Source organism: Sneathiella sp. D3-11 (genome assembly GCF_055809395.1).
The window spans coordinates 46816-65798 of sequence record NZ_CM147911.1; the positions used below are offsets into that span (position 1 = coordinate 46816).

Annotated in this window: 26 protein-coding genes and 1 pseudogene; 5 read left to right on the plus strand and 22 right to left on the minus strand. The window is 53.7% G+C overall.

Translation table 11 applies throughout. The features are described from left to right. Window positions 1–28 precede the first annotated feature (28 nt). From AC0L73_RS00230 to AC0L73_RS00255, 6 genes are all read right to left on the minus strand, one after another. Complete coding sequence (locus tag AC0L73_RS00230) at window positions 29–289, minus strand: hypothetical protein (protein ID WP_473654563.1); 261 nt, start codon at window positions 287–289, stop codon at window positions 29–31. A gap of 67 nt (window positions 290–356) precedes the next feature. Further along, the gene (locus AC0L73_RS00235; RefSeq protein ID WP_473654564.1) at window positions 357–662 is read right to left on the minus strand and encodes an AzlD domain-containing protein; all 306 of its coding nucleotides are present in this window, start codon (window positions 660–662) and stop codon (window positions 357–359) included. After that, on the minus strand, window positions 659–1345 hold the full coding sequence (locus AC0L73_RS00240; RefSeq protein ID WP_473654565.1) for an AzlC family ABC transporter permease: 687 nt from the start codon (window positions 1343–1345) through the stop codon (window positions 659–661). The genes AC0L73_RS00235 and AC0L73_RS00240 overlap by 4 nt, the downstream gene beginning before the upstream one ends. Window positions 1346–1388: 43 nt before the next feature. After that, window positions 1389–1796, minus strand: a complete 408-nt coding sequence (locus AC0L73_RS00245) for a ferritin-like domain-containing protein (RefSeq protein ID WP_473654566.1) — start codon at window positions 1794–1796, stop codon at window positions 1389–1391. A gap of 23 nt (window positions 1797–1819) precedes the next feature. Then, window positions 1820–2449 (minus strand): peroxiredoxin, encoded by a 630-nt coding sequence (locus AC0L73_RS00250; protein ID WP_473654567.1) that lies wholly within the window; start codon window positions 2447–2449, stop codon window positions 1820–1822. A gap of 34 nt (window positions 2450–2483) precedes the next feature. Next, window positions 2484–3044: a hypothetical protein gene (locus tag AC0L73_RS00255; protein ID WP_227951971.1), complete on the minus strand. Its 561-nt coding sequence runs from the start codon at window positions 3042–3044 to the stop codon at window positions 2484–2486. A gap of 150 nt (window positions 3045–3194) precedes the next feature. Here AC0L73_RS00255 and AC0L73_RS00260 point away from each other — a divergent pair, with 150 nt between their 5' ends. After that, complete coding sequence (locus AC0L73_RS00260) at window positions 3195–3926, plus strand: ZIP family metal transporter (protein WP_473654568.1); 732 nt, start codon at window positions 3195–3197, stop codon at window positions 3924–3926. On the opposite strand, the gene AC0L73_RS00265 is transcribed toward AC0L73_RS00260, so the two are convergent. Next, the gene (locus tag AC0L73_RS00265) at window positions 3927–4607 is read right to left on the minus strand and encodes an ArsR/SmtB family transcription factor (RefSeq protein WP_227951973.1); all 681 of its coding nucleotides are present in this window, start codon (window positions 4605–4607) and stop codon (window positions 3927–3929) included. 72 nt (window positions 4608–4679) lie between these two features. Here AC0L73_RS00265 and AC0L73_RS00270 point away from each other — a divergent pair, with 72 nt between their 5' ends. Then, the gene (locus AC0L73_RS00270) at window positions 4680–4985 is read left to right on the plus strand and encodes an NIPSNAP family protein (protein ID WP_473654569.1); all 306 of its coding nucleotides are present in this window, start codon (window positions 4680–4682) and stop codon (window positions 4983–4985) included. A 3-nt stretch (window positions 4986–4988) separates the two neighbouring features. Here AC0L73_RS00270 and AC0L73_RS00275 read toward each other — a convergent pair whose 3' ends face one another. The 12 genes and pseudogenes from AC0L73_RS00275 to AC0L73_RS00330 form a co-directional block, all read right to left on the minus strand. Next, window positions 4989–6281: a tetratricopeptide repeat protein gene (locus AC0L73_RS00275; RefSeq protein WP_473654570.1), complete on the minus strand. Its 1293-nt coding sequence runs from the start codon at window positions 6279–6281 to the stop codon at window positions 4989–4991. Window positions 6282–6382: 101 nt separating this feature from the next. Further along, a complete protein-coding gene (locus tag AC0L73_RS00280; RefSeq protein WP_227951976.1) occupies window positions 6383–6805 on the minus strand; it encodes a bacteriohemerythrin in 423 nt (140 codons plus the stop codon). 202 nt (window positions 6806–7007) lie between these two features. After that, window positions 7008–7460 carry a rhodanese-like domain-containing protein gene (locus AC0L73_RS00285; RefSeq protein WP_473654571.1) on the minus strand — a complete coding sequence of 151 codons (453 nt, stop codon included), beginning with the start codon at window positions 7458–7460 and terminating at the stop codon, window positions 7008–7010. Window positions 7461–7500: 40 nt separating this feature from the next. Next, window positions 7501–7974 carry a hypothetical protein gene (locus AC0L73_RS00290; protein WP_473654572.1) on the minus strand — a complete coding sequence of 158 codons (474 nt, stop codon included), beginning with the start codon at window positions 7972–7974 and terminating at the stop codon, window positions 7501–7503. 126 nt (window positions 7975–8100) lie between these two features. Next, the gene (locus tag AC0L73_RS00295; RefSeq protein WP_227951978.1) at window positions 8101–8439 is read right to left on the minus strand and encodes a HesB/IscA family protein; all 339 of its coding nucleotides are present in this window, start codon (window positions 8437–8439) and stop codon (window positions 8101–8103) included. Between the two features lie 32 nt (window positions 8440–8471). After that, window positions 8472–8840, minus strand: a complete 369-nt coding sequence (locus tag AC0L73_RS00300; protein WP_227951979.1) for an SUF system Fe-S cluster assembly protein — start codon at window positions 8838–8840, stop codon at window positions 8472–8474. Between the two features lie 3 nt (window positions 8841–8843). Continuing rightward, window positions 8844–9298: pseudogene (sufU, locus tag AC0L73_RS00305) on the minus strand (Fe-S cluster assembly sulfur transfer protein SufU). Then, a complete protein-coding gene (locus tag AC0L73_RS00310; protein ID WP_473654573.1) occupies window positions 9298–10530 on the minus strand; it encodes a cysteine desulfurase in 1233 nt (410 codons plus the stop codon). Before AC0L73_RS00310 ends, sufU begins: the two are co-directional and overlap by 1 nt. Window positions 10531–10533: 3 nt before the next feature. Further along, a complete protein-coding gene (sufD, locus tag AC0L73_RS00315) occupies window positions 10534–11832 on the minus strand; it encodes a Fe-S cluster assembly protein SufD (protein WP_473654574.1) in 1299 nt (432 codons plus the stop codon). A gap of 10 nt (window positions 11833–11842) precedes the next feature. Next, window positions 11843–12586: a Fe-S cluster assembly ATPase SufC gene (gene sufC, locus AC0L73_RS00320; protein WP_473654575.1), complete on the minus strand. Its 744-nt coding sequence runs from the start codon at window positions 12584–12586 to the stop codon at window positions 11843–11845. 14 nt (window positions 12587–12600) lie between these two features. Beyond that, window positions 12601–14070, minus strand: coding sequence for a Fe-S cluster assembly protein SufB (sufB, locus tag AC0L73_RS00325; protein WP_227951984.1), 1470 nt, complete (start codon window positions 14068–14070; stop codon window positions 12601–12603). Between the two features lie 3 nt (window positions 14071–14073). Continuing rightward, complete coding sequence (locus tag AC0L73_RS00330) at window positions 14074–14547, minus strand: SUF system Fe-S cluster assembly regulator (protein ID WP_227951985.1); 474 nt, start codon at window positions 14545–14547, stop codon at window positions 14074–14076. Between the two features lie 324 nt (window positions 14548–14871). On the opposite strand from AC0L73_RS00330, the gene AC0L73_RS00335 reads away from it, so the two are divergent. Next, a complete protein-coding gene (locus tag AC0L73_RS00335; protein WP_473654576.1) occupies window positions 14872–15414 on the plus strand; it encodes a P-loop nucleotide/nucleoside kinase family protein in 543 nt (180 codons plus the stop codon). Window positions 15415–15463: 49 nt separating this feature from the next. Here AC0L73_RS00335 and AC0L73_RS00340 read toward each other — a convergent pair whose 3' ends face one another. From AC0L73_RS00340 to AC0L73_RS00350, 3 genes are all read right to left on the minus strand, one after another. Next, on the minus strand, window positions 15464–15922 hold the full coding sequence (locus tag AC0L73_RS00340; protein WP_473654577.1) for a LysR substrate-binding domain-containing protein: 459 nt from the start codon (window positions 15920–15922) through the stop codon (window positions 15464–15466). Beyond that, window positions 15834–16385, minus strand: coding sequence for a LysR family transcriptional regulator (locus AC0L73_RS00345; RefSeq protein ID WP_473654578.1), 552 nt, complete (start codon window positions 16383–16385; stop codon window positions 15834–15836). Before AC0L73_RS00345 ends, AC0L73_RS00340 begins: the two co-directional genes overlap by 89 nt. Before the next feature lie 203 nt (window positions 16386–16588). Then, the gene (locus tag AC0L73_RS00350; RefSeq protein WP_473654579.1) at window positions 16589–16855 is read right to left on the minus strand and encodes a hypothetical protein; all 267 of its coding nucleotides are present in this window, start codon (window positions 16853–16855) and stop codon (window positions 16589–16591) included. Between the two features lie 137 nt (window positions 16856–16992). Here AC0L73_RS00350 and AC0L73_RS00355 point away from each other — a divergent pair, with 137 nt between their 5' ends. Then, on the plus strand, window positions 16993–18207 hold the full coding sequence (locus tag AC0L73_RS00355; RefSeq protein ID WP_473654580.1) for an ABC-F family ATP-binding cassette domain-containing protein: 1215 nt from the start codon (window positions 16993–16995) through the stop codon (window positions 18205–18207). Continuing rightward, window positions 18101–18814, plus strand: a complete 714-nt coding sequence (locus AC0L73_RS00360) for an ATP-binding cassette domain-containing protein (RefSeq protein ID WP_473654581.1) — start codon at window positions 18101–18103, stop codon at window positions 18812–18814. Before AC0L73_RS00355 ends, AC0L73_RS00360 begins: the two co-directional genes overlap by 107 nt. The last annotated feature ends 169 nt before the right edge of the window (window positions 18815–18983 follow it).

Below are 18983 nucleotides of genomic sequence, written 5' to 3' on the forward strand. Positions count from 1 at the left end.
ACATGCTCACACACTTCTTCATTCTCCATCATAAATGGTTTTTGGCAATGTCAAGCTCTTTATGCCCCGGCCGAGGCCGCCCGGCAAAATGCCTATTTGCTGCCGAAGGGCTTCCATAAGGAAGTATATTCACAGCTCCTAGCGCAACGGTCGGTCGTCGGCCATCTACTGCGCACGGACATTCCGTGACGACAGACACCTCGGCAGAAACTACCACCTTGGCGAGATCGACACCGGCTTCAATCTGGACTGATATTTCTATCAGGTCGATCCAACCCGAAGCGATCATAGACACATTATATAGTAGTCATCTAATGTAAAATTTTCAAGGGGTAGTAGGAAATAGAGTTTTGCCCTTAACCCCCCACCCCAAAATACTGCATCCCGAATATCGCGGCGAAGCCGAGCGCCATGGTGATCACGACGTTATTGGTGAGGATGGCCACAAGCAGGGCGAAGGCGGCGGCGATCCAGGTGAGGGGGCTCGCGTCGGCGAGGGAGGTGGCGACAAGGGCGACGATCAGGCAGCCCGGCAGATCATCGAGCAGGGTTTTCAGCTTCGCATTCTGCAAGATCGCCTGTCCGCCAATCAGCCCGGCAAGACGGAGGCCATAGGCCCCCACGGCGAGGAGGGCAATCAGCAGCCAGTGGTCAAGGGTCACGGCAGCTCCCCCGTGTTTGCCTGCCGACGGAGGAGGGCGGCGACGGCAACACCCGCCAGACTGCCGAGCAGAATGGCATAGGCACTCTCCACCCCGAATTTCACCAGCAGGATGGTAAAGAGAAAAGTCGCGGCCCAAGGCATGATATTGCGCGGACCCCGCCACATCGCCCGCGCCATGGCGATAAAGGCGGCAGTGAAGGCAAAGCCGAGGCCGTAGCTCGCAAGATCGGGCATCTGTTGACCCAGCAGCGCGCCGAGCGCGGTGGAGGTCGTCCAGACCGTGATCATCGTAATGCCGGACCCGATCAGGAAGGCGGCGCCGATCTTCGGGTCTTTTGCGTGGCGGGCCATGGTGAGGGCCCAGTTCTCATCGCCGGTGATATGAATGGCGATCAGCTTCTGCCAGAGCGGGGTCTCTTTCAGGATGGCGGAGAGGGAGGCGATGATGCCAAGATAACGGAGGTTGAGCGCAACGCCTGCGAGCGCCGCGCCGACCACCAGCCCATCGACGGCGAACCGCTCCACCGCGACAATCTGCGATGATCCCGCATGGACGGAAAAACTCATCAGGGCGACGCCCCACCACGGATAACCCGCCTGCGCGGCAAGAATGCCAAAGGCAAAACCATAGGCCGCCGCGCCGAAGGCGAAGGGGAGAATGCTATAGAATCCCTGTTTCATGCGCGGCACAATAGCCGCGTGCGATCAGGCTGTCGATTTCCTTTTAGCGGCTCTCTCGCTCCAGACAGCGTCTGAACGCGGGGAGGTGGCGGGTTTGGGAAGAATCCCGCAAGTTTGAGAGCACATCATGGAGGGTGGCGTCCTCCGTCGCCTTGAGAAGACGCTCATACATCTCCGCATTCTCAATCTCGGCGGCGATGGCTTCCTCGCAGGCCTCGCGCAGGGTTTTCGGAACCTCCACATCATGCGCTGCCCAGTTGTTATGAGGTGGTTTCAGGCCGAGCCGCTGATACTGCTGAAGGAGGGCCGCCGCATGGCGCCCCTCCGACTCGACAATATTCACGAACGGCTTGACCGGGCCAAACGCCTTGATAATAGCGGCATAGGTTGCGCGGGCCTTGTATTCATCCTCCAACGCCTCGTCGAGGATCTTCTGTAGCTGTTCGCTCATCATTTTTCTCCGGTTAAGGTCCCTCAGCCAACGTTTGTCAGGCGGAGGTAAGGACGGATTTCATCCCAGCCCTGCGGGAAGATATCCTTCGCATCTTCATTGCTGATGGAGGGCGGGATAATAACCTTATTGCCCGGTTTCCAATCGGCCGGTGTAGCAATTTTCTTGGCGTCCCCAAGCTGGAGCGCGTCAATAACCCGCAAAATTTCGTCGAAATTCCGGCCAACACTCATCGGGTAAGTCATGGTGAGACGGATTTTCTTGTTCGGGTCGATGATAAAGACACTGCGCACGGCCGCCGTTTCACTCTCGGAGGGATGGATCATCTCGTAAAGTTTCGCGACCTTCAAATCCGGATCGGCAACAATCGGGAAGGTGAGGGTGGTGTTCTGCGTGTCGTTTACATCGAGAATCCAGTTCTTATGTTCTTCCACTGTATCCGTCGAGAGGCCGATCGGTTTTACATTACGTTTCTCAAACTCATCGGCGAGCTGGGCGGTGCGGCCCATCTCCGTTGTGCAGACGGGTGTATAGTCAGCGGGATGGCTGAAAAAGAAACACCAGCTGCCACCAATCCATTGATGAAAATCGATCGCGCCATTGGTGGTTTCAACGTTGAAATTCGGGGCGGTATCGCCAATTCTAAGACTCATGCTCTTTCTCCTGTATTGGCCGTGAAAGCGGCGGTTATGCATAGACCCCATGCAGATGAACGTCATGGGCGGAATGTTTCTTGAGGATCGTAACGGCCTCTTGGCCGTGGGGCTCATCCCGGGCCCGCACCCAGAGAACCAGGCCGCCGTGATCAAGCTGATCCTGCAAATAATCTGCGTGATGTTTGTCAAGAAATGTCGCCAGAACTGTGCCGATCAAGCCACCCGCCGCACCTGCCGCGGCAACGGCGGCAATAGTCAGGGCAATCGGACCGCCCGCAACCGCCATTATTCCCGCCGTAGTGGCCGCCGCGATATACATCGGGGTTCCAATGAGGGCGCCTTCGGCCTCCCCGATTGACTCGGTGGGAATATAGGCAATTGTCGGAACGTCCGGGTTGTCTTCAAGTTCTGCCACCTTTGTATAGGCATGGCCGAGTTTTTCCTCGACAGTTGTTTCCCCGGCCAGCAGGCTAAGGTCTGCACGATCAAAGCCGGAGCTTTCAAGCTCATCTATCGCCGCCTGTAGAGACTCAACTTTATCAAAAACAGCTACGGCTTCACGAGCCTGGGATTTTACCTGATCGGACGACATAATGCTCTCCTCCTGTGGATTATGCAGAGAAGATAGAAGATATTTGGATGTCTGTTGTTGATTGAGGTCAATGGATTTGCACATTAGAGTTATTATTTTTTGATATATAGAGTGGCCCTGCAACGCCGATATATGGCGAGAGGAGAAGTTGTGTATACGGATTTCTGGATTGCCTTCCTGGCAAGCTTTCTCGCCGCCGCGGTGACGACAATCGGTCTTTACGTGATTCACCGGTTTGAGGATTGGGGTCGGCGGAACATGACCTATTTCGTCTGCTTTGCCGCAGGCGTGCTGGTTTCCGTCTCCTTCCTGCATATCATTCCCAAAGCGTTTGAGATGAGTCCGAAGGCGCCCGCTTTCCTTCTCATTGGGTATCTGTTTATGTATTTCTTCAATCGCTTTGTTACTGCCTTTGTTTGCGACAAACCGACGACGGCGGATTATGCCATTGGCTTGGTTCCGATGCTGGGGATCGGGTTCCATTCCTTTCTGGACGGTGCAATTTATTCAATTACCTTTACCGTCAGCACTCTCACGGGTGTCCTGACGGCGATTGGTATGGTCCTGCATGAATTTCCGGAAGGAATAATTACCTATCTTTTGCTGGTGCGGGGCGGTCTTTCCAATAGGGCCGCGTTGGTCGCGGCTTTTATCGCGGCCGCTGTGACGACACCGCTCGGCATGCTTGTCTCCTATCCCTTTATCAGCCAGATAGATGCCGATTTACTCGGCACCCTGCTTTCCTTGTCGGCGGGGGCGCTTGTCTATGTCGGGGCCAGTCATCTATTGCCGTCGGCCGAAAAAGACCCGCAGAAATATAGCTTCCTCGCCCTGACCGCCGGAATTGCCGTGGCGGTCGGTATTGTAGTTAGCAAGGGATAATCAGACCGGAAAGGTTTCGAGGAAGGCTTTCTCGCCGCGCGCGCTGAATGCGACAATTCGGGAGCTTTCAACGCGCTTCGCCCATTTAAGATCGTAAAAGCGGGTGAGGAGGGCGCTGCCCAGCGAACCGGCGAGATGGCTGCGGCGGTTGCTCCAATCGAGACAGGATTTGCATAAGGGACGCCGTAGTTTCTCAAGCGGTTCGAAATCGATCGCAAAATCCTCGAAAAAGGACTTCCCATCGTCAGTTAGGCCGAGGCCCTCGTTCTCCGGGGTGAGAAACCCTTTTGCAAGCAGGCTGTCCATCATCTGCACGCCAAGATCCCCGGCGAGGTGATTATAGCAGACCCGAGCATAGCGGAGCGCCGGGTCTTTCGGGCCGGTTCTGGTCCTGAGATGGCCTTTCTTGGCGGCGAGGCCCATCATCGCCTCCAGGACACTACCAACATCATCATCGGCGAGGGCAAAATAGCGGTGCCGTCCTTGTTTGCGCTGCTGGAGCAGACCCGCCCCTTCCATCTTTGAGAGATGGGTGCTCGCCGTCTGTGGCGTTATCCCGGCTTCGCCGGCAAGTTCGCTCGCGGTGAGTGCCTTGCCCGACAAGAGCGCGGTCAACATGTTCGCACGCGCCGGATCGCCGATAAGGGAGCCTAGAAAGGCTATGTCTGGTCCTTCTTTCATATTTCGATGGTAGACGAAGCATTTACAACGTTCAAGCGATATCATCGTGAAATCAAATTCAAGGAGAGACACATGCTTACCTGCTTTATCCGTTATCATATTGACCCGACAAAAAAAGACCAGTTCATGCAATATGCGCGAAACTGGGGGGAGGCAATTCCGCGCTGCGGCGGCGATCTTATTGGTTATTACGCCCCACATGAGGGGTCGAGCACGCTTGCCTATGGGGTGTATAATATTGAAAGTCTCGCCGCCTATGAGCAATATCGCGCGCGTCTTGCCGCTGATCCGCTGGGTCGCGAAAATTATGAATTTGCGCAAAAGGAAAAATTTCTGCTGCGGGAGGACCGGATATTCCTCAAACTCGCGTCTGGCTAAGCCTTAAGCCACATTTTCTTTTGGCAGGAGCGAAGCGGGCAGGCCATCCTTTGCGAGGCGCGGACGGCGCATGGTGAGGAGGCGGGTCGCTTCCTCCGTCTTGCCAAGCTGCAACAACGCATGAACAAGCGTAAACTCAATCAGGTCGCGCTGCGCATTGCTGCCACCGAGGCGTTCATGACTACTCATCAGGGGGAGGATGCCGTCAACCACCGCCTGCCAGTTCGCGCCGGCAAAGGCAGTAAAAACTTTACTGAGAATGCGCACCTGATCCGCCGCAGTGCCGGCTGTGGTTTCGCGCAGTTTTTGTAGTGCCATCTCTTGCCCTGCCATGGCGTGAGCCAGAGCAGCATGGGCATCGGCAAAACTCACCCCGGGCTCAGGAAAATGGATGCAGGCATAGTCACTGATTTCACGCCATAACGCGTCTTTCCGGGGGAGGCCCGCAAGTTCCGCACGGAACAGGAAAGAGACCATATCAGTCAGGACATTAATCGGTGGGCCCCAGGCCGCGCCGGGCCTCACCGCATCCTCAACGACTGACCAAGCGGCAGCTTCGTCCCCGAGTTCCAACGACCAGAGCGCATCATGCCAGGCGATATGACAATGCATCAGGCCTGCCGGATCGTATCCCGTCAACCAGTCACGCACAAACTTCAGGCCCGCTTTATGCTCTCCTGCCTCATAATGGTAATGCGCTTTATAATGGGCGGCATTGGCGTTGGACGGGTTGGCGCTGTAGGATCGCTCCAAAATTGGTTCGGCATCACTCAACCGCCCCATCTCGGCCAATGCGAAGCCATAGACGCAGTCGAACCACCAGTTTTTATCAAACGCACCCTTAATGTTATCAAAAAAGGCAAAGGTCTCCGCCTCACGCGACGCACGACCACTAAAGGCAATCAGGCTGAATACTCCGGCACAGGGCTGCAAGGTGAGCATGTCACGGGGATAGTCCTTTATATGTGTTTTGATATCCCCATAGGCGCCTGCGGCGTTGCCGTCGATCAGTTGCCCGATAATGGCAACATGGGACTGCTCTCGCATTGTATAACCCGCGCCAAGCTCACGCGCCGAGATTATCGATTTAACGGCTTCCATCGGTTTGGCGTACATCTGGTGGTGACGGGCGAGGGCCGCATGGGCAAGCGCGAAGGAGGGATCATGGGCAATCGCACGTTCGAACGCGGCACCGGCGCCGACCTGCGCCGCCAGAAAGAGATCCACCCCTTCGTTATAGGCATCAAGCGCCGCACGGGACCCAGTGCTCACCTCATTGCCATATTGATCCTGCATATTCCTGCTTTCCTTCGTGTTACTTCAACAAAAAGGGTAACAATATATAGCAGTTGTGTCACGAATGCTGTGATAAGAGGGAGAAATTGAGGCTTTGACCGCTATGGTCGCTTAATGAGGCCCATTTCCTCCATATAGGATTTGAACTTCAGGTCTCCAGTGACGACATCGTCCACCAAAAAACTGAACATTTCATGGCAGCATTCTTTAAGATTATCCTTGGATTTGATGTCTCGGCAGACATTCATGACCGCTTTCGCCCGCGCGAGCAGTTCCGTATGATACTCCCTGTGATGTTGCACATTCGGATATCCTACATCTTCCAGCATTTTCTCTTCGCGCTTGAAATGGGCAATAGTGAATTCGAGTAACTCTTCAAGCAATTCATTACAGAGGTCATAGGCTTCATTGTCTGCCGCGCGTTCAATTTTTTTCATGATCGCCAGCATACCGCGATGATCCTCGTCGACGTCTGTTATTCCTAACTCAAAGCTTTCAAGCCAATCAAATTTATCCAAAGCCATACCCCTCGTATCCTCGCCTCGAAAGCATGTGATCAAATTGATGCGAATTTTCCGTGGCGTTCATTGTTTTTTGGGAAATTAAGAGCCTGATTTCGAATTAAATCAATGATTTAATTGATCTTTGTTTCATTTTTTGGAATATGCTAATATTAGCAATTATTGTTGATTATTATTAAATAAAAGCAAATTCTCGTGCTAAATTTTACTTCTGAAACAAGGAAAAACCAGCCTCTTTCCAGCTAATGATACCCCCTTTAAGATGGGTCACATCAATGAGGTTATTTTCCCGTAAAACGGATAGGGCGCGACCGCTTCTTCCACCTGAACGGCAATGCAGAACATAGCTTGCATTAGGATCAAGGGCGGTGATCTGTTCATCAAAATCGGGGGCATAATAGTCGATATTGATGGCATTCTTGATATGCCCTTCGTTAAATTCAGCGGGCGTACGAATATCGAGAATGATTACTTCTGGCGAATTCGCGATTATTTGGGCCGCCGCCGGGGCATCAACATGGATATATCCATACTGATCCTGCTTTTCAGAAGCATGTGGGTCGCCCATACGCAATAAAACGACCATGACGAAAGTGAGAATTCCGCCAAAAATCATCAGCCTTGGGAGAATCACCCAATTGGTTTGATTAATATCCATGTCAAAATATTATCGTTCCAGTTATCTAATACGTATTCGATTAGCAATCAAAACTCAATGCACCTGCAAGCAATTTTACAAATGTCGATGTGCTGCCATTGCCTTCATAGATGATATTGTTAGCAGACCAGCTATCACCCGCCTTGAAAAACCAATATGCCGTATAGAATTGTCCGTCTTCTGCAAAAAAGACGGTGACGGTACGGGCGATCCGATCACCACAGCGATCCATTCTAATCTGAGAATGGCTTAAAATTTTTCCAAAAGTGTCAAGCGAGGTAACCGTCTTCGAGGCGGAGTCTCCGGCTTTTTCAGCATCGGAAGACGAGTATCGGCCATCCTTCTCGATAAATTTAGCAAAGGTTACACCAAATCCTTTCCAGTCTTGCTCGAGGATTTTCTGGTTAAACGTCTCCGTCATGTCTTCAATTTCGCCTGCATTTGCTTGATTGAAAACAACGAATGTAAGAGAAATCACAACAAGCAAGGTAATGATATGAATATGGCGCCGCATCTTGGTTTCCTAACAGCAATTTCATGTTGAAGCCAAGTTACCGAAATTTTTAAGCACAATCAAATTTTGAGCGGCGTCAGAATTACTTCATAGCAAGGTTGTGTAGTCGTGCCGGAGTTCTGTTTTCTATACGTGAAAGGAGGAGCCGCAGCCGCAACGGCCTTTTTCGTTAGGGTTTTCGAACGTGAAGCGTGATTGCAGGCCTTCTTCGAGCCAGTCCATCTCGGTGCCCGCAACAAACTGCACGGCGTCATGGTCGATCAACAGGGTAATATCGCCCGTATCCACCACGGCATCGTCCGGTTTCTGGTCGGATGCATAGTCCATGGTGTAGCTGAGGCCGTTGCAGCCGGTATTGGTAATACCGATGCGAAGGCCGAGCGGTTTTTCAGATGCCTTGCCGAGGAGCGCCTTAACACGCGTCGCGGCACGATCTGTCATTGTCATAATTTGCGTATCAGTCATATATCACCTGTACTATCAATATAGTTACGCCCCTAAAACATTCCAAGGTCTAGCCTTGCCGCATCCGACATATTATCAGGATTCCATGGCGGATCCCACAGGATTTCAACCTCGACATTCTTCACACCCTCAACCGGGAGAACCGCGTCACGAACCCAGATCGGGATTTCCCCGGCGACAGGGCAGCCCGGTGCGGTCAAGGTCATGCCGATATAAACATCGCCATTTTCCGCAATATCAACCACATAAATCAGGCCGAGATCGAAGATATTGACCGGAATTTCCGGATCAAACACCTCACGGAGGGCCGCAACGACAGCCTCCTCCAGCGGGGAGCCAGTAGTACCTTCTTCAAACGGGCCAGTTGCGGCAGGGCGTTCTATCTTGTCAATTGCCGTCATGATCTACTCCGTCGAAACATCGGGCTTGTCATCCATGGCGGATGTCATCGCGTGCCAGGCAAGGGTCGCACATTTGACCCGCATGGGGAATTCCTTCACACCGGCCAACACCATTAGCCGTTCCGTATCTTCCCCGGCGTCAAAATCATTTTCCTCGCCCTTGACGAGCTGCTGAAAGCCCTCAAAGATTTTTTTGCTTCCGCTTCCGTCTTGCCCTTGATGATTTCTGTCATCATCGAGGCGGAGGCGAGGGAGATGGCGCAACCTTTCCCTTCAAACGCGGCATCCTCAATCAGGCCGTTATGACCCATTTTCAGATAGACATTCACTGTATCGCCGCAGAGCGGGTTATAGCCATGCGCCTCATGGTTCGCATCTTCCGGATGACGGAAGTTGCGGGGGTTCTTCGAATGATCCAGGATTACTTCCTGATACAGTTCGCGTAAATCATCAAACATCAGCCAAAAATCTCCTGTACCGATTTCACCGCCGAGACGAGCGCATCGACATCGGCGCGGTTGTTATAAAGCGCAAAGGACGCGCGAGCCGTCGCCGCCACATCGAAATGATCCATCAACGGCTGGGCGCAATGATGGCCGACCCGGATGGCGACACCGCCACGATCGACAATGGTGCCGATATCATGCGGATGAATGCCGTCGAGGGTGAAAGAGATGATCGCGGCTTTATGCTTTGCCTGCCCGATAATGCGCAAGCTGTTGATCTGGCCAAGCTGTTCTGTGGCGTAAGCAAGCAGAGTCTGCTCATGCGCACCGATCTTTTCAAGCCCGATCTCGTTGACATAGTTGATCGCAGCGCCAAGACCAATGGCCTGCACGATGGGCGGGGTGCCCGCCTCGAACTTGGCATGGCCCTTGGCGTAAGTTGTTTTGGCGAAGGTCACCCGTTCGATCATGTCCCCACCACCGAGGAAAGGCGGCATGGCGTCCAGCAATTCGGCCTTGCCATACAGAACCCCGATGCCCGTAGGCCCGAAGACCTTATGGCCCGTGAACACATAAAAATCCGCGTCCAGGTCCTGCATATCGATCTTCATATGCGGCGCGGCCTGACTCCCGTCGATGAGAACAACAGCGCCCGCGTCATGGGCGGCGTCAATAATCTGGCGCACAGGCGTGATCGTACCGATGGCGTTAGAGATATGGGTGATCGCGACGATCTTCGTCTTCGGCCCCAGCATGTCGAGATAAGTATCGAGCATAAATTCCCCATGCTCATCTATGGGGACAGCTTTTACCACCGCGCCAGTTCTTTCAGCGATCAACTGCCAGGGCACGATGTTCGAATGATGCTCCAGGGTGGAGAGGATAATCTCGTCGCCGGGCTTCAGATTGGCGGCGCCGTAGGTTTGCGCCACAAGGTTGATGCTCTCGGTCGCGTTCTTGGTGAAGATAATTTCCTCAACACTGGCCGCATTCATATGAGCGCAAACAATCTCGCGGGCGCCTTCATAAAGCTCTGTCGAGACCTGACTCAGGTAATGGACCCCACGATGGACATTGGCATAGGTTTCCGCATAAGCCTTCTCCATGGTGTCGATGACCACCTGCGGCTTCTGCGCGGAGGCACCGCTATCAAGAAAGGCGAGAGGTTTGCCATGCACTTCACGCGTAAAAATCGGGAAATCGCGGCGGATTTTCTCAACGTCAAATGTTGTCATGTCATTCATCGCCTACACCTTATCCATCCAGCGGGCCGTCACTTTGGCGAAATATTCCCGCACGCCATCGTTAGAGATTTCTTCGAGCACATCCGCGAGAAACGCATCTATCAGCATCTTTCTCGCCGATTTCTCGTCTATTCCGCGAGATTGCAGGTAAAAGAGCGCATCTTCATCAAGTTCGCCAGATGACGCACCATGACTGCATTTGACGTCATCCGCATGAATTTCAAGTTCCGGCTTGACCGAAACAGACGCCCGGTCGGATAGGAGCAGAGAGCGGCTTAACTGATCGCCATTAACCTGTTGCGCATCCGGCACAATCTGGATCTTGCCCTGAAAGACGCCCTGCGCTTCACCATCGAGAATGCCTTTATAAACCTGACGGCTTTCATTTTCCGGCACCAGATGGCGGGTGATGGTGGTCGTGTCCGCATGCTGCTGCCCGCGGATCAGATAGGCCCCGTTCAGAATACTGACTGCGCCTGAACCGGTGATCCGGCTTTCCAACTCGTTACGGGCAAGCCGGGCGCCAGTTGTCAGGGCGAAATTCTCATAAACCGCACCAGCGGCCAGTTCCGTATCCGTATTGGCGAGATGAAAGGCCGTATTGCTCTCCGCCTGATATTTATAGTGATTGAGTTTTGCATCGGCGGCCAAGGTAATATTGGTCATCGGATTGGCGAAATAGGCATGGCCGTCGATGCCCGCATGCTCCTCAACCAGTGTGATCGCCGAATTTTGACCGAGGCGGATGACGTTGCGCATATGATGGGCGTTTGTCCCCGTTCCCGGAAGGCTGAGAAAGCGGATGAGGATTGGCTCCGTGATGGAAACTCCATCTTCCACCATTAGTACAAATCCGTCTTCCATAAAGGCGGTATTGAGGGCTACAACGGCGCGTTTGTCCTCTGCATCTGAGCCAAGCAGTGCGCTATTGCCCGCATCCAACTCCGCCGCGACGGAAGAAAGCTTAACCCCGTCTGGCAGTTTATCAAGCCTGCTCTCATTCGCCGAAAAACGACCATTCACAAATGTCATGACATGGGGCGTCTCAAACTCGGCGGCGGGTAGGGCTGCGTTCGCCGGCGCTTCTGTTGTCTCGATCCCTTTGGTCAGCGGGGAGAGGTTGGTGAAGCGCCATTCCTCGACTTTTCGACCTGGAAAATCGAGCGATGCGAAACGGGCGAGGCCGCTTTCACGCAGCGCCACCACTGCCGGGTTATCATGACCGGGCAAGCTCTCTCGTGCCGTATCAAAACGGTCAAGGTAGGTCTGAGCTAAAGGCGTTAAGTTTTTCATCTTACTCATCAATTTCTATCTAGGCTGCGCTGAGGGCTGCATAGCCTTTTTCTTCCAGTTCCAGCGCGAGGCTCTTATCGCCCGATTTGACAATCTTGCCATCGGCCAACACATGCACGAAATCCGGCACGATATAGTCGAGCAACCGCTGATAATGGGTGATGACAAGCGCCGCGCGTTCCGGGCTGCGAAGACGATTGACGCCGTCCGCTGCTATTTTGAGCGCATCGATATCAAGGCCGCTGTCTGTCTCATCCAGAAGCATCATATTCGGCTCCAAGAGGGACATTTGCAGCACCTCGTTACGCTTCTTCTCGCCACCGGAAAAGCCGACATTGACGGCGCGTTTCAGCATATCGTCCTTGATGCCGAGTTCCTTGGTTTTCTCCCGGATGAGCTTCAGGAATTCCATCGCGTCGACTTCCGGCTCCCCGCGCGCCTTGCGCTGTGCGTTATAGGCGGTTTTCAGGAAGGTGGCCGACGGCACACCCGGAATTTCGACCGGATACTGAAAGGCGAGGAAAATACCCTTTGCCGCCCGCTCATCGGGGGAGAGATCAAGCAGGTTCTCTCCCTTGTAGAGGACTTCACCTGACGTCACTTCGTAGCCATCGCGGCCGGCGAGGACATAGGAGAGAGTAGACTTGCCCGCGCCATTCGGACCCATGACAGCATGAATTTCGCCCGCTTTGATGCTGAGCGTGATGCCTTTCAGGATTTCCTTACCGCCAACCGTGGCATGTAAATCTTTGATTTCCAACATAACTTTATCTTTCCTTAGCCGACGCTGCCTTCAAGGCTGATGCCGACGAGTTTCTGGGCTTCCACCGCAAATTCCATGGGGAGTTTCTGCAGCACTTCCTTGCAGAAACCATTGACGATCAGCGCCATGCTTTCCTCTTCAGAAAGGCCGCGCTGCTGACAGTAAAAGAGCTGCTCTTCACTCACCTTGGAGGTGGTGGCTTCATGCTCGATTGTCGCGGTGCGGCTCTGGTTCTCGATATAGGGGACCGTATGGGCGCCGCATTTATCGCCGATAAGAAGGCTGTCGCAAACCGTGTGGTTGCGGGCATTCTCGGCTTTGCGGCCCATGCGGACGAGGCCGCGATAGGTATTCTGCGCCTTGCCAGCCGAGATCCCCTTGGAAATGATCGTGCTCGACGTGTTCTTTCCCAGATGGATCATCTTGGTGCCGGTATCGGCCTGCTGCATATTATTAGTGATGGCGATGGAGTAAAATTCCCCGACCGAATTATCACCCTGCAGGATACAGGAAGGGTATTTCCAAGTAATCGCCGAGCCAGTCTCGACCTGCGTCCAGGAGACTTTTGCATTCTCCCCGCGGCAGGCGGCCCGCTTGGTGACGAAGTTGTAAATACCACCGACGCCATTTTCATCGCCCGGATACCAATTCTGCACCGTGGAGTATTTGATCTCGGCATCCTTCATGATGACAAGTTCAACTACTGCCGCATGAAGCTGGTTTTCGTCACGCATTGGGGCCGTGCAACCCTCAAGATAGCTTACATAGCTCTCATCATCAGCGATGATCAGTGTCCGTTCGAATTGCCCTGTCTGGGCGGCATTGATCCGGAAATAGGTCGACAGTTCCATCGGACAGCGCACGCCCTTCGGGATGTAGCAAAATGACCCGTCGGTGAAGACCGCAGAGTTCAGGGCTGCATAGTAGTTGTCCGTATAGGGCACAACGGAGCCGATATACTTCTGCACAAGCTCCGGATGATCGCGCACAGCCTCTGATATCGGGCAAAAGATAACGCCTTCCTTCTCCAGCCGCGCCTTGAAGGTGGTGGCGACGGACACACTATCAAACACCGCATCAACGGCGACATTATGCGCGCCCTCCACCCCCGCGAGCACTTCCTGCTCTTTCAAGGGGATGCCGAGTTTTTTGTAGACTTCAAGGAGTTCCGGGTCGACTTCATCAAGGCTTTTCGGCTTGTCCTTGGTTTTCGGTGCGGAATAGTAATAGATATCCTGAAAATCGATTTTCGGATAATGCACCTGGGCCCAGTCTGGCTCAACCATCGTCAGCCAGTGGCGATAGGCCTTCAGCCGCCATTCAAGCAACCATTCGGGCTCTTCCTTTTTGGCGGAGATAAAGCGGACGATATCTTCACTCAGGCCAATCGGGGCGGTATCCGCTTCGATATCGCTGATGAAGCCATATTTATACTTGTCAGAAACAGAGGCAACCTGTTCGACGGTTTCTCGGGCGACAACCATTCTTTACTCCGCTTGAACGAGGGAGGAGGGGGCCTCAAGCGCACCCGGCCTCCGGTTCGTAATTACATTCTTGGTATCGTGACACATATCAGCGAGCGTCACTTCCTCGAGCGCGGTGTTGAGCGCCCGGTTGATCTTCTCCCAACCGCCGCGCATGGGGCAGCAGGACTGCACCGAGCAGTCATCCACGCTATCATCAACGCAGGAGGTGACCGCAACCGGCCCTTCCATCGCGCGGACAATCTCGGCAATGGAGATATCCGCAGGCTTCCGCGTGAGGCTATAACCGCCATGAGCGCCGCGCTGCGAATTCAGGAATGGGCTTTTCGCGAGGATACGCAGTATTTTTGCCGCCGTCGGTACGGGAAGTCCCGTATGCAGCGACACATCCGGCGCCGTCATTGTCCGGTCCGGCAGGCGCGCCATTTCGGACATGATGACCACGCCATAATCGGTCATTTTGCTTAGCTTGATCATGATATTATCTATATCGTACCAAATTAGTCTGTTTTCAAGCGCAATGTATAACAGACGAATTTGGTCTTGTATAGAGTCGTTCTAAAAAAGAAAAGGAATTTTCGGGCCCCGAGGCTTTTTCACGCAAGATACTTGACAAACGGCCCCAAACTGCCGTTTAAATACGCGCATGGCATACTGCATGAACATTATTGTGGCGAAGATTATCACCATTCCCCGAATGGCGGAAATCTGTATGCCCTAACGGCTACGATCCAACCGCCCTCTGAGGCGGTTTTTTAATGCACCCGTCTCCGAAGGCCCCCTAAATCAGGAGACGAAGAAATGTTACAAGAATCCCAAGAAGAAAATACGCCGCCCAACAAGGAGCCGGACAATCGACCGACCGATCCGGTTCTCTACCTGCTTGTCGGCAAGATAGGCGCGGGGAAGTCAACGCTCGCCGCCAAGCTTGCCGAACGGCCGGGCACCATCCTTTTTTCGGAAGATACATTACTGTCGGAGCTTTATCCTGACGAGGTTAATGATCTCAGCGATTATATCCGTTCTTCTCTCCGACTGAGATATGCGTTGAAAAAACATATCGTTGAACTGTTGATGTCAGGCTTCTCAGTTGTGCTCGATTTTCCGGCAAACACACCCAACAGCCGCCGCTGGGGTAAAGAACTTTTCGAGGAAGCGGGCGTGCCGCATGAGATGCATTATCTCGATATCCCGAATACGATCTGCAAATCCCGTCTTCGGGCGCGGAATGAGGCGGGCAACCATCCCTTCAAGACCAGCGAAGCGGAGTTTGATACCTTTACCCGCCTGTTTATCCCACCAATGCCGGAGGAAGGCTTTAACGTCGTCCGGCATGTGAAATAAATGCGCGAGACATCACTGGAAAATGCGGAGCGGGACAGCAGATTAGGGCCTAACTGTTGTCACCCGTCTCCGCAGAGCGCGTCTCTGCTAGTAGCCAGTTGCGAAAAGCCGCGATCTTTGGCTGCTCAGCGCTTTCTTTTGCGCTCAGCAGATAGTAGCAGAATTTGAACGGCGTGCTGAGCCCCGGATCGAAGGGATGCACAAGACGACCGGCTGCGACGTCGTCGGCAACCAGAACATCGGCAACCAATGCGACGCCCTGACCGTCAAGCGCGGCCTGCACCGCCATATTCTCCATATTAAAATGCGGCCCGCGGGTCGGCTCTATATCATGTAATCCCGCCGCCAGCAGCCACATGCGCCAGCTTGCTTCCGCATCACTCCAATCAATATGCAGCAGTGTGTGGTGGCGGAGATGATCAGGCTTCCGCAAGGGATGCTCTCCCTTTAAAAGAGCTGGGCTGCAAACCGGCGTGTTCACCGGGGTCAGCAAATGATCGACGCGCACGCCGCTGTAACCGCCATGGACCAAACCGGATGGCAACATCGGCACTATCCCGCGCGAGGTCAACCAGACGGTCCGTGCCATCGATGCGGATTTCAATATCCGGATGCCGACTGCGGAATCGTTCAAGCCGGGGCATCAACCACATGGCACCAAATGACGGGCTGACGCTGATGGTGAGCACGCCACTTTCACAATGGGCGCGCAATTGCTCAACCCCTTGGGCCAGCTTGTCAAACCCCTGAATGAGTGTTGGCAGGGCAGCCTGTCCCGCAACGGTGAGGCGAAGGGCGCGGGTCAGGCGATGGAACAGAGGGACATTGAGGATTTCTTCAAGCGCCTTGACCTGATGACTGACCGCACTGGGTGTAACGTTCAACTCTTCCGCTGCCTTGGTGAAGCTGAGATGGCGTGCGGCGACCTCAAAGGCCCGAAGTGAGTTCAGAGGCGGGAGGGGCCGGGTCATATTGTATGCATGAGATAAACTAACATATAAATGGATATCTTCTCGTTTGTTGAAGCCTCTAACAGTGCATATTATCTATGTATAATCAAGTCGAAACTGCCCTGATGCGTAATGGTCTCAGGCAAACATAGTTTAAATATTCTCATTTAAATTCTGTCGACGGCCAGTCAAACAGAGAACCGATGGAGGATTCCATGAACTTGTTACAGTTGCAACGCGATCTCGACCCAAGCCTTCAGGCGCAGCAGCCTGAACGGACTGTTCAGCCAAGCTCCTGGAGCCGGCGGTTGTTTAATTCTCTGCTTTCGGCATTCGCCCGCTCGATCCAAAATCGCGCCAAGCACCATGAACTTAGGGTCCTGGATTCTCGTGCCCTGATAGATATTGGGTTGGATGGCTTTCAAATCGGCTCTTCGATTGAGGAGAGAATCGAGATGGAAAGAAGGATGAAATACAGGCCGGGCCGACATAGTTCCTTGCGGAGGTGAACGCGTCGCCCTGCCAGACATCTGTTTATTGGAATGAGGAATTTACGGTATAAAATTGCCCGCCTGTATATTCAGTGTTAAAAGGCCGCTGAACTCTTATCCTATTTGGCGAAAATTCCATGGCGGCACCTATTCTGGCCCTGCAAAACGCCCGCGTCACGTTTGGCGGCGGCGACCTGTTTAACGATATCTCGCTCGGGATTGAACCGGGGATGCGCGTGGCCCTGATGGGCCGCAACGGCTCGGGCAAGTCAACGCTCTTAAAGGCGCTCGCGGGGGATATTGACCTTGATGGCGGGGAGCGGTTCCAGCAGAGCGGCGTGAAAGTGAGTTACTTGCGGCAGCAGCCCATCATTACGCCCGGCCGCACGGTGTTTGAGCAGGTGCAATCCGGCCTGCCAACGGGCGGGGAGTTGGATGATCTTGGCTATCTCGTCGATCAAGTGCTGGATGGTGTTGGAATCGACGGCGTACGGCAGCTTGAAACGCTGTCGGGCGGGGAAGCCCGGCGGGTATCGCTCGCGGAGGCGCTGGTTTCCGATCCGGATGTCTTGCTCCTCGATGAGCCGACCAACCATCTCGATATCAAAACGATCCTCTGGCTGGAAGAGGAGCTTAAATCCTTCAAGGGCGCGCTGATGATCATCAGCCATGACCGGCAGTTCCTGAAGAATCTCACCAACCGGCTTTTCTGGCTTGATCGCGGCAAGCTTCGCACTCATGGCAAAGGATTTTCGGCATTCGATGACTGGTCGGAAGAAATCCTCCGTCGGGAGGAAGTGGAAGCCAAAAAACTAGACAAGAAAATCGCCGAGGAAACCGACTGGTCGCGCAAAGGCATCACCGCACGGCGTGCCCGGAATGAGGGCCGCATTCGGGCACTTCATCGCCTCCGAGCCGAACGTGCAGAACGGCAGGCGCCGGTAGGTTCCGCCAAGCTTTCCGTCAAGACCGGTGCAAAAAGCGGCAAGGTTGTCGTCGAGGCCACCGATATTTCCATGGCCTATGAAGATGCGGACGGTGGAACGCATGAGGTACTCAAGAAATTCTCCACGCGCATTATGCGCGGTGACCGGGTTGGCATCATTGGCCCGAATGGCGCCGGGAAAACGACACTTCTTAAAATCCTGATGGGGGAACTTGCGCCCACCACGGGGGAAGTTAAGCTTGGCACCAATCTCACGCCCGCGATATTTGATCAACGGCGAGACAGCGCTGGATCCCGACATGAGCCTTTGGGATACTCTCGCCGACCCGGGCAGCGGCCAGCTTCTTGTGCGCGGCGAGGTTCGCCATGTGGTGGCTTACCTGCGCGATTTTTTGTTCGAGGATAGACAAGCGAAAAGCCCGGTGAGTGCCCTTTCCGGCGGAGAGAAAAACCGCCTGCTGCTCGCAAAACTGCTGGCAAAGGAGAGCAATCTTCTTGTGCTCGACGAGCCGACCAACGATCTTGATATGGAAACCCTCGATCTGCTGCAGGATATGCTTTCAAGCTATGACGGCACATTGATTGTCGTCAGCCATGATCGTGAATTTCTCGATCAGCTGGTCACCTCCACCATCGTGATCGAGGAGGGCGGACGCGCGGCGGAATATGTCGGTGGCTACAGCGATTATATGCGGATGAAAAAGGACGCGGAAAAGGCGCCCACGAAAGTCGCTAAGGCAAAAGAGACAGCACAAAAATCTTCCGGCCCGCGCAAAAAGCTGACTTACAAGGATCAACGCGATTATGAGCGCCTGCCCGGCGTCATTGAGGAGTTGGAAAAGGCCATCAAGTCGCTGGAGAAGGAACTCGCCAACCCCGACCTCTTCGCCAAAACCCCCGACCTCTTCAACCAAAAGGCCGCCGCGCTATCGAAGGCTCAATCCGACAAGGACGACGCAGAAACCCGCTGGCTGGAGCTGGAGATTTTGCAGGAAGAATTCTCGGGGAGTTAGAGAGTTTACAAATAATACCATCGTATTTACAGTATTAAAAAACACTACTTCTATTTATGCGTGGTATTTATGAGAAACGTAATTCAATTTTTGGGCCGGTTTGTCGCTGCCGTCGTTCTTTCGGTCGTCTGCATCTCTTTGATATCCTACTTGCTGACTTTTATATTGT

Excerpts from the sequence above, each read along its gene's own strand:
- AC0L73_RS00230 (WP_473654563.1), bottom strand. The coding sequence starts at position 289 with ATGATCGCTTCGGGTTGGATCGACCTGATAGAAATATCAGTCCAGATT.
- AC0L73_RS00240 (WP_473654565.1), bottom strand. The coding sequence starts at position 1,345 with ATGAAACAGGGATTCTATAGCATTCTCCCCTTCGCCTTCGGCGCGGCG.
- AC0L73_RS00245 (WP_473654566.1), bottom strand. The coding sequence starts at position 1,796 with ATGAGCGAACAGCTACAGAAGATCCTCGACGAGGCGTTGGAGGATGAA.
- AC0L73_RS00250 (WP_473654567.1), bottom strand. The coding sequence starts at position 2,449 with ATGAGTCTTAGAATTGGCGATACCGCCCCGAATTTCAACGTTGAAACC.
- AC0L73_RS00255 (WP_227951971.1), bottom strand. The coding sequence starts at position 3,044 with ATGTCGTCCGATCAGGTAAAATCCCAGGCTCGTGAAGCCGTAGCTGTT.
- AC0L73_RS00265 (WP_227951973.1), bottom strand. The coding sequence starts at position 4,607 with ATGAAAGAAGGACCAGACATAGCCTTTCTAGGCTCCCTTATCGGCGAT.
- AC0L73_RS00270 (WP_473654569.1), top strand. The coding sequence starts at position 4,680 with ATGCTTACCTGCTTTATCCGTTATCATATTGACCCGACAAAAAAAGAC.
- AC0L73_RS00275 (WP_473654570.1), bottom strand. The coding sequence starts at position 6,281 with ATGCAGGATCAATATGGCAATGAGGTGAGCACTGGGTCCCGTGCGGCG.
- AC0L73_RS00280 (WP_227951976.1), bottom strand. The coding sequence starts at position 6,805 with ATGGCTTTGGATAAATTTGATTGGCTTGAAAGCTTTGAGTTAGGAATA.
- AC0L73_RS00285 (WP_473654571.1), bottom strand. The coding sequence starts at position 7,460 with ATGGATATTAATCAAACCAATTGGGTGATTCTCCCAAGGCTGATGATT.
- AC0L73_RS00290 (WP_473654572.1), bottom strand. The coding sequence starts at position 7,974 with ATGCGGCGCCATATTCATATCATTACCTTGCTTGTTGTGATTTCTCTT.
- AC0L73_RS00295 (WP_227951978.1), bottom strand. The coding sequence starts at position 8,439 with ATGACTGATACGCAAATTATGACAATGACAGATCGTGCCGCGACGCGT.
- AC0L73_RS00300 (WP_227951979.1), bottom strand. The coding sequence starts at position 8,840 with ATGACGGCAATTGACAAGATAGAACGCCCTGCCGCAACTGGCCCGTTT.
- AC0L73_RS00310 (WP_473654573.1), bottom strand. The coding sequence starts at position 10,530 with ATGAATGACATGACAACATTTGACGTTGAGAAAATCCGCCGCGATTTC.
- sufD (WP_473654574.1), bottom strand. The coding sequence starts at position 11,832 with ATGAGTAAGATGAAAAACTTAACGCCTTTAGCTCAGACCTACCTTGAC.
- sufC (WP_473654575.1), bottom strand. The coding sequence starts at position 12,586 with ATGTTGGAAATCAAAGATTTACATGCCACGGTTGGCGGTAAGGAAATC.
- sufB (WP_227951984.1), bottom strand. The coding sequence starts at position 14,070 with ATGGTTGTCGCCCGAGAAACCGTCGAACAGGTTGCCTCTGTTTCTGAC.
- AC0L73_RS00330 (WP_227951985.1), bottom strand. The coding sequence starts at position 14,547 with ATGATCAAGCTAAGCAAAATGACCGATTATGGCGTGGTCATCATGTCC.
- AC0L73_RS00335 (WP_473654576.1), top strand. The coding sequence starts at position 14,872 with ATGTTACAAGAATCCCAAGAAGAAAATACGCCGCCCAACAAGGAGCCG.
- AC0L73_RS00345 (WP_473654578.1), bottom strand. The coding sequence starts at position 16,385 with ATGACCCGGCCCCTCCCGCCTCTGAACTCACTTCGGGCCTTTGAGGTC.
- AC0L73_RS00350 (WP_473654579.1), bottom strand. The coding sequence starts at position 16,855 with ATGTCGGCCCGGCCTGTATTTCATCCTTCTTTCCATCTCGATTCTCTC.
- AC0L73_RS00355 (WP_473654580.1), top strand. The coding sequence starts at position 16,993 with ATGGCGGCACCTATTCTGGCCCTGCAAAACGCCCGCGTCACGTTTGGC.
- AC0L73_RS00360 (WP_473654581.1), top strand. The coding sequence starts at position 18,101 with ATGAGCCTTTGGGATACTCTCGCCGACCCGGGCAGCGGCCAGCTTCTT.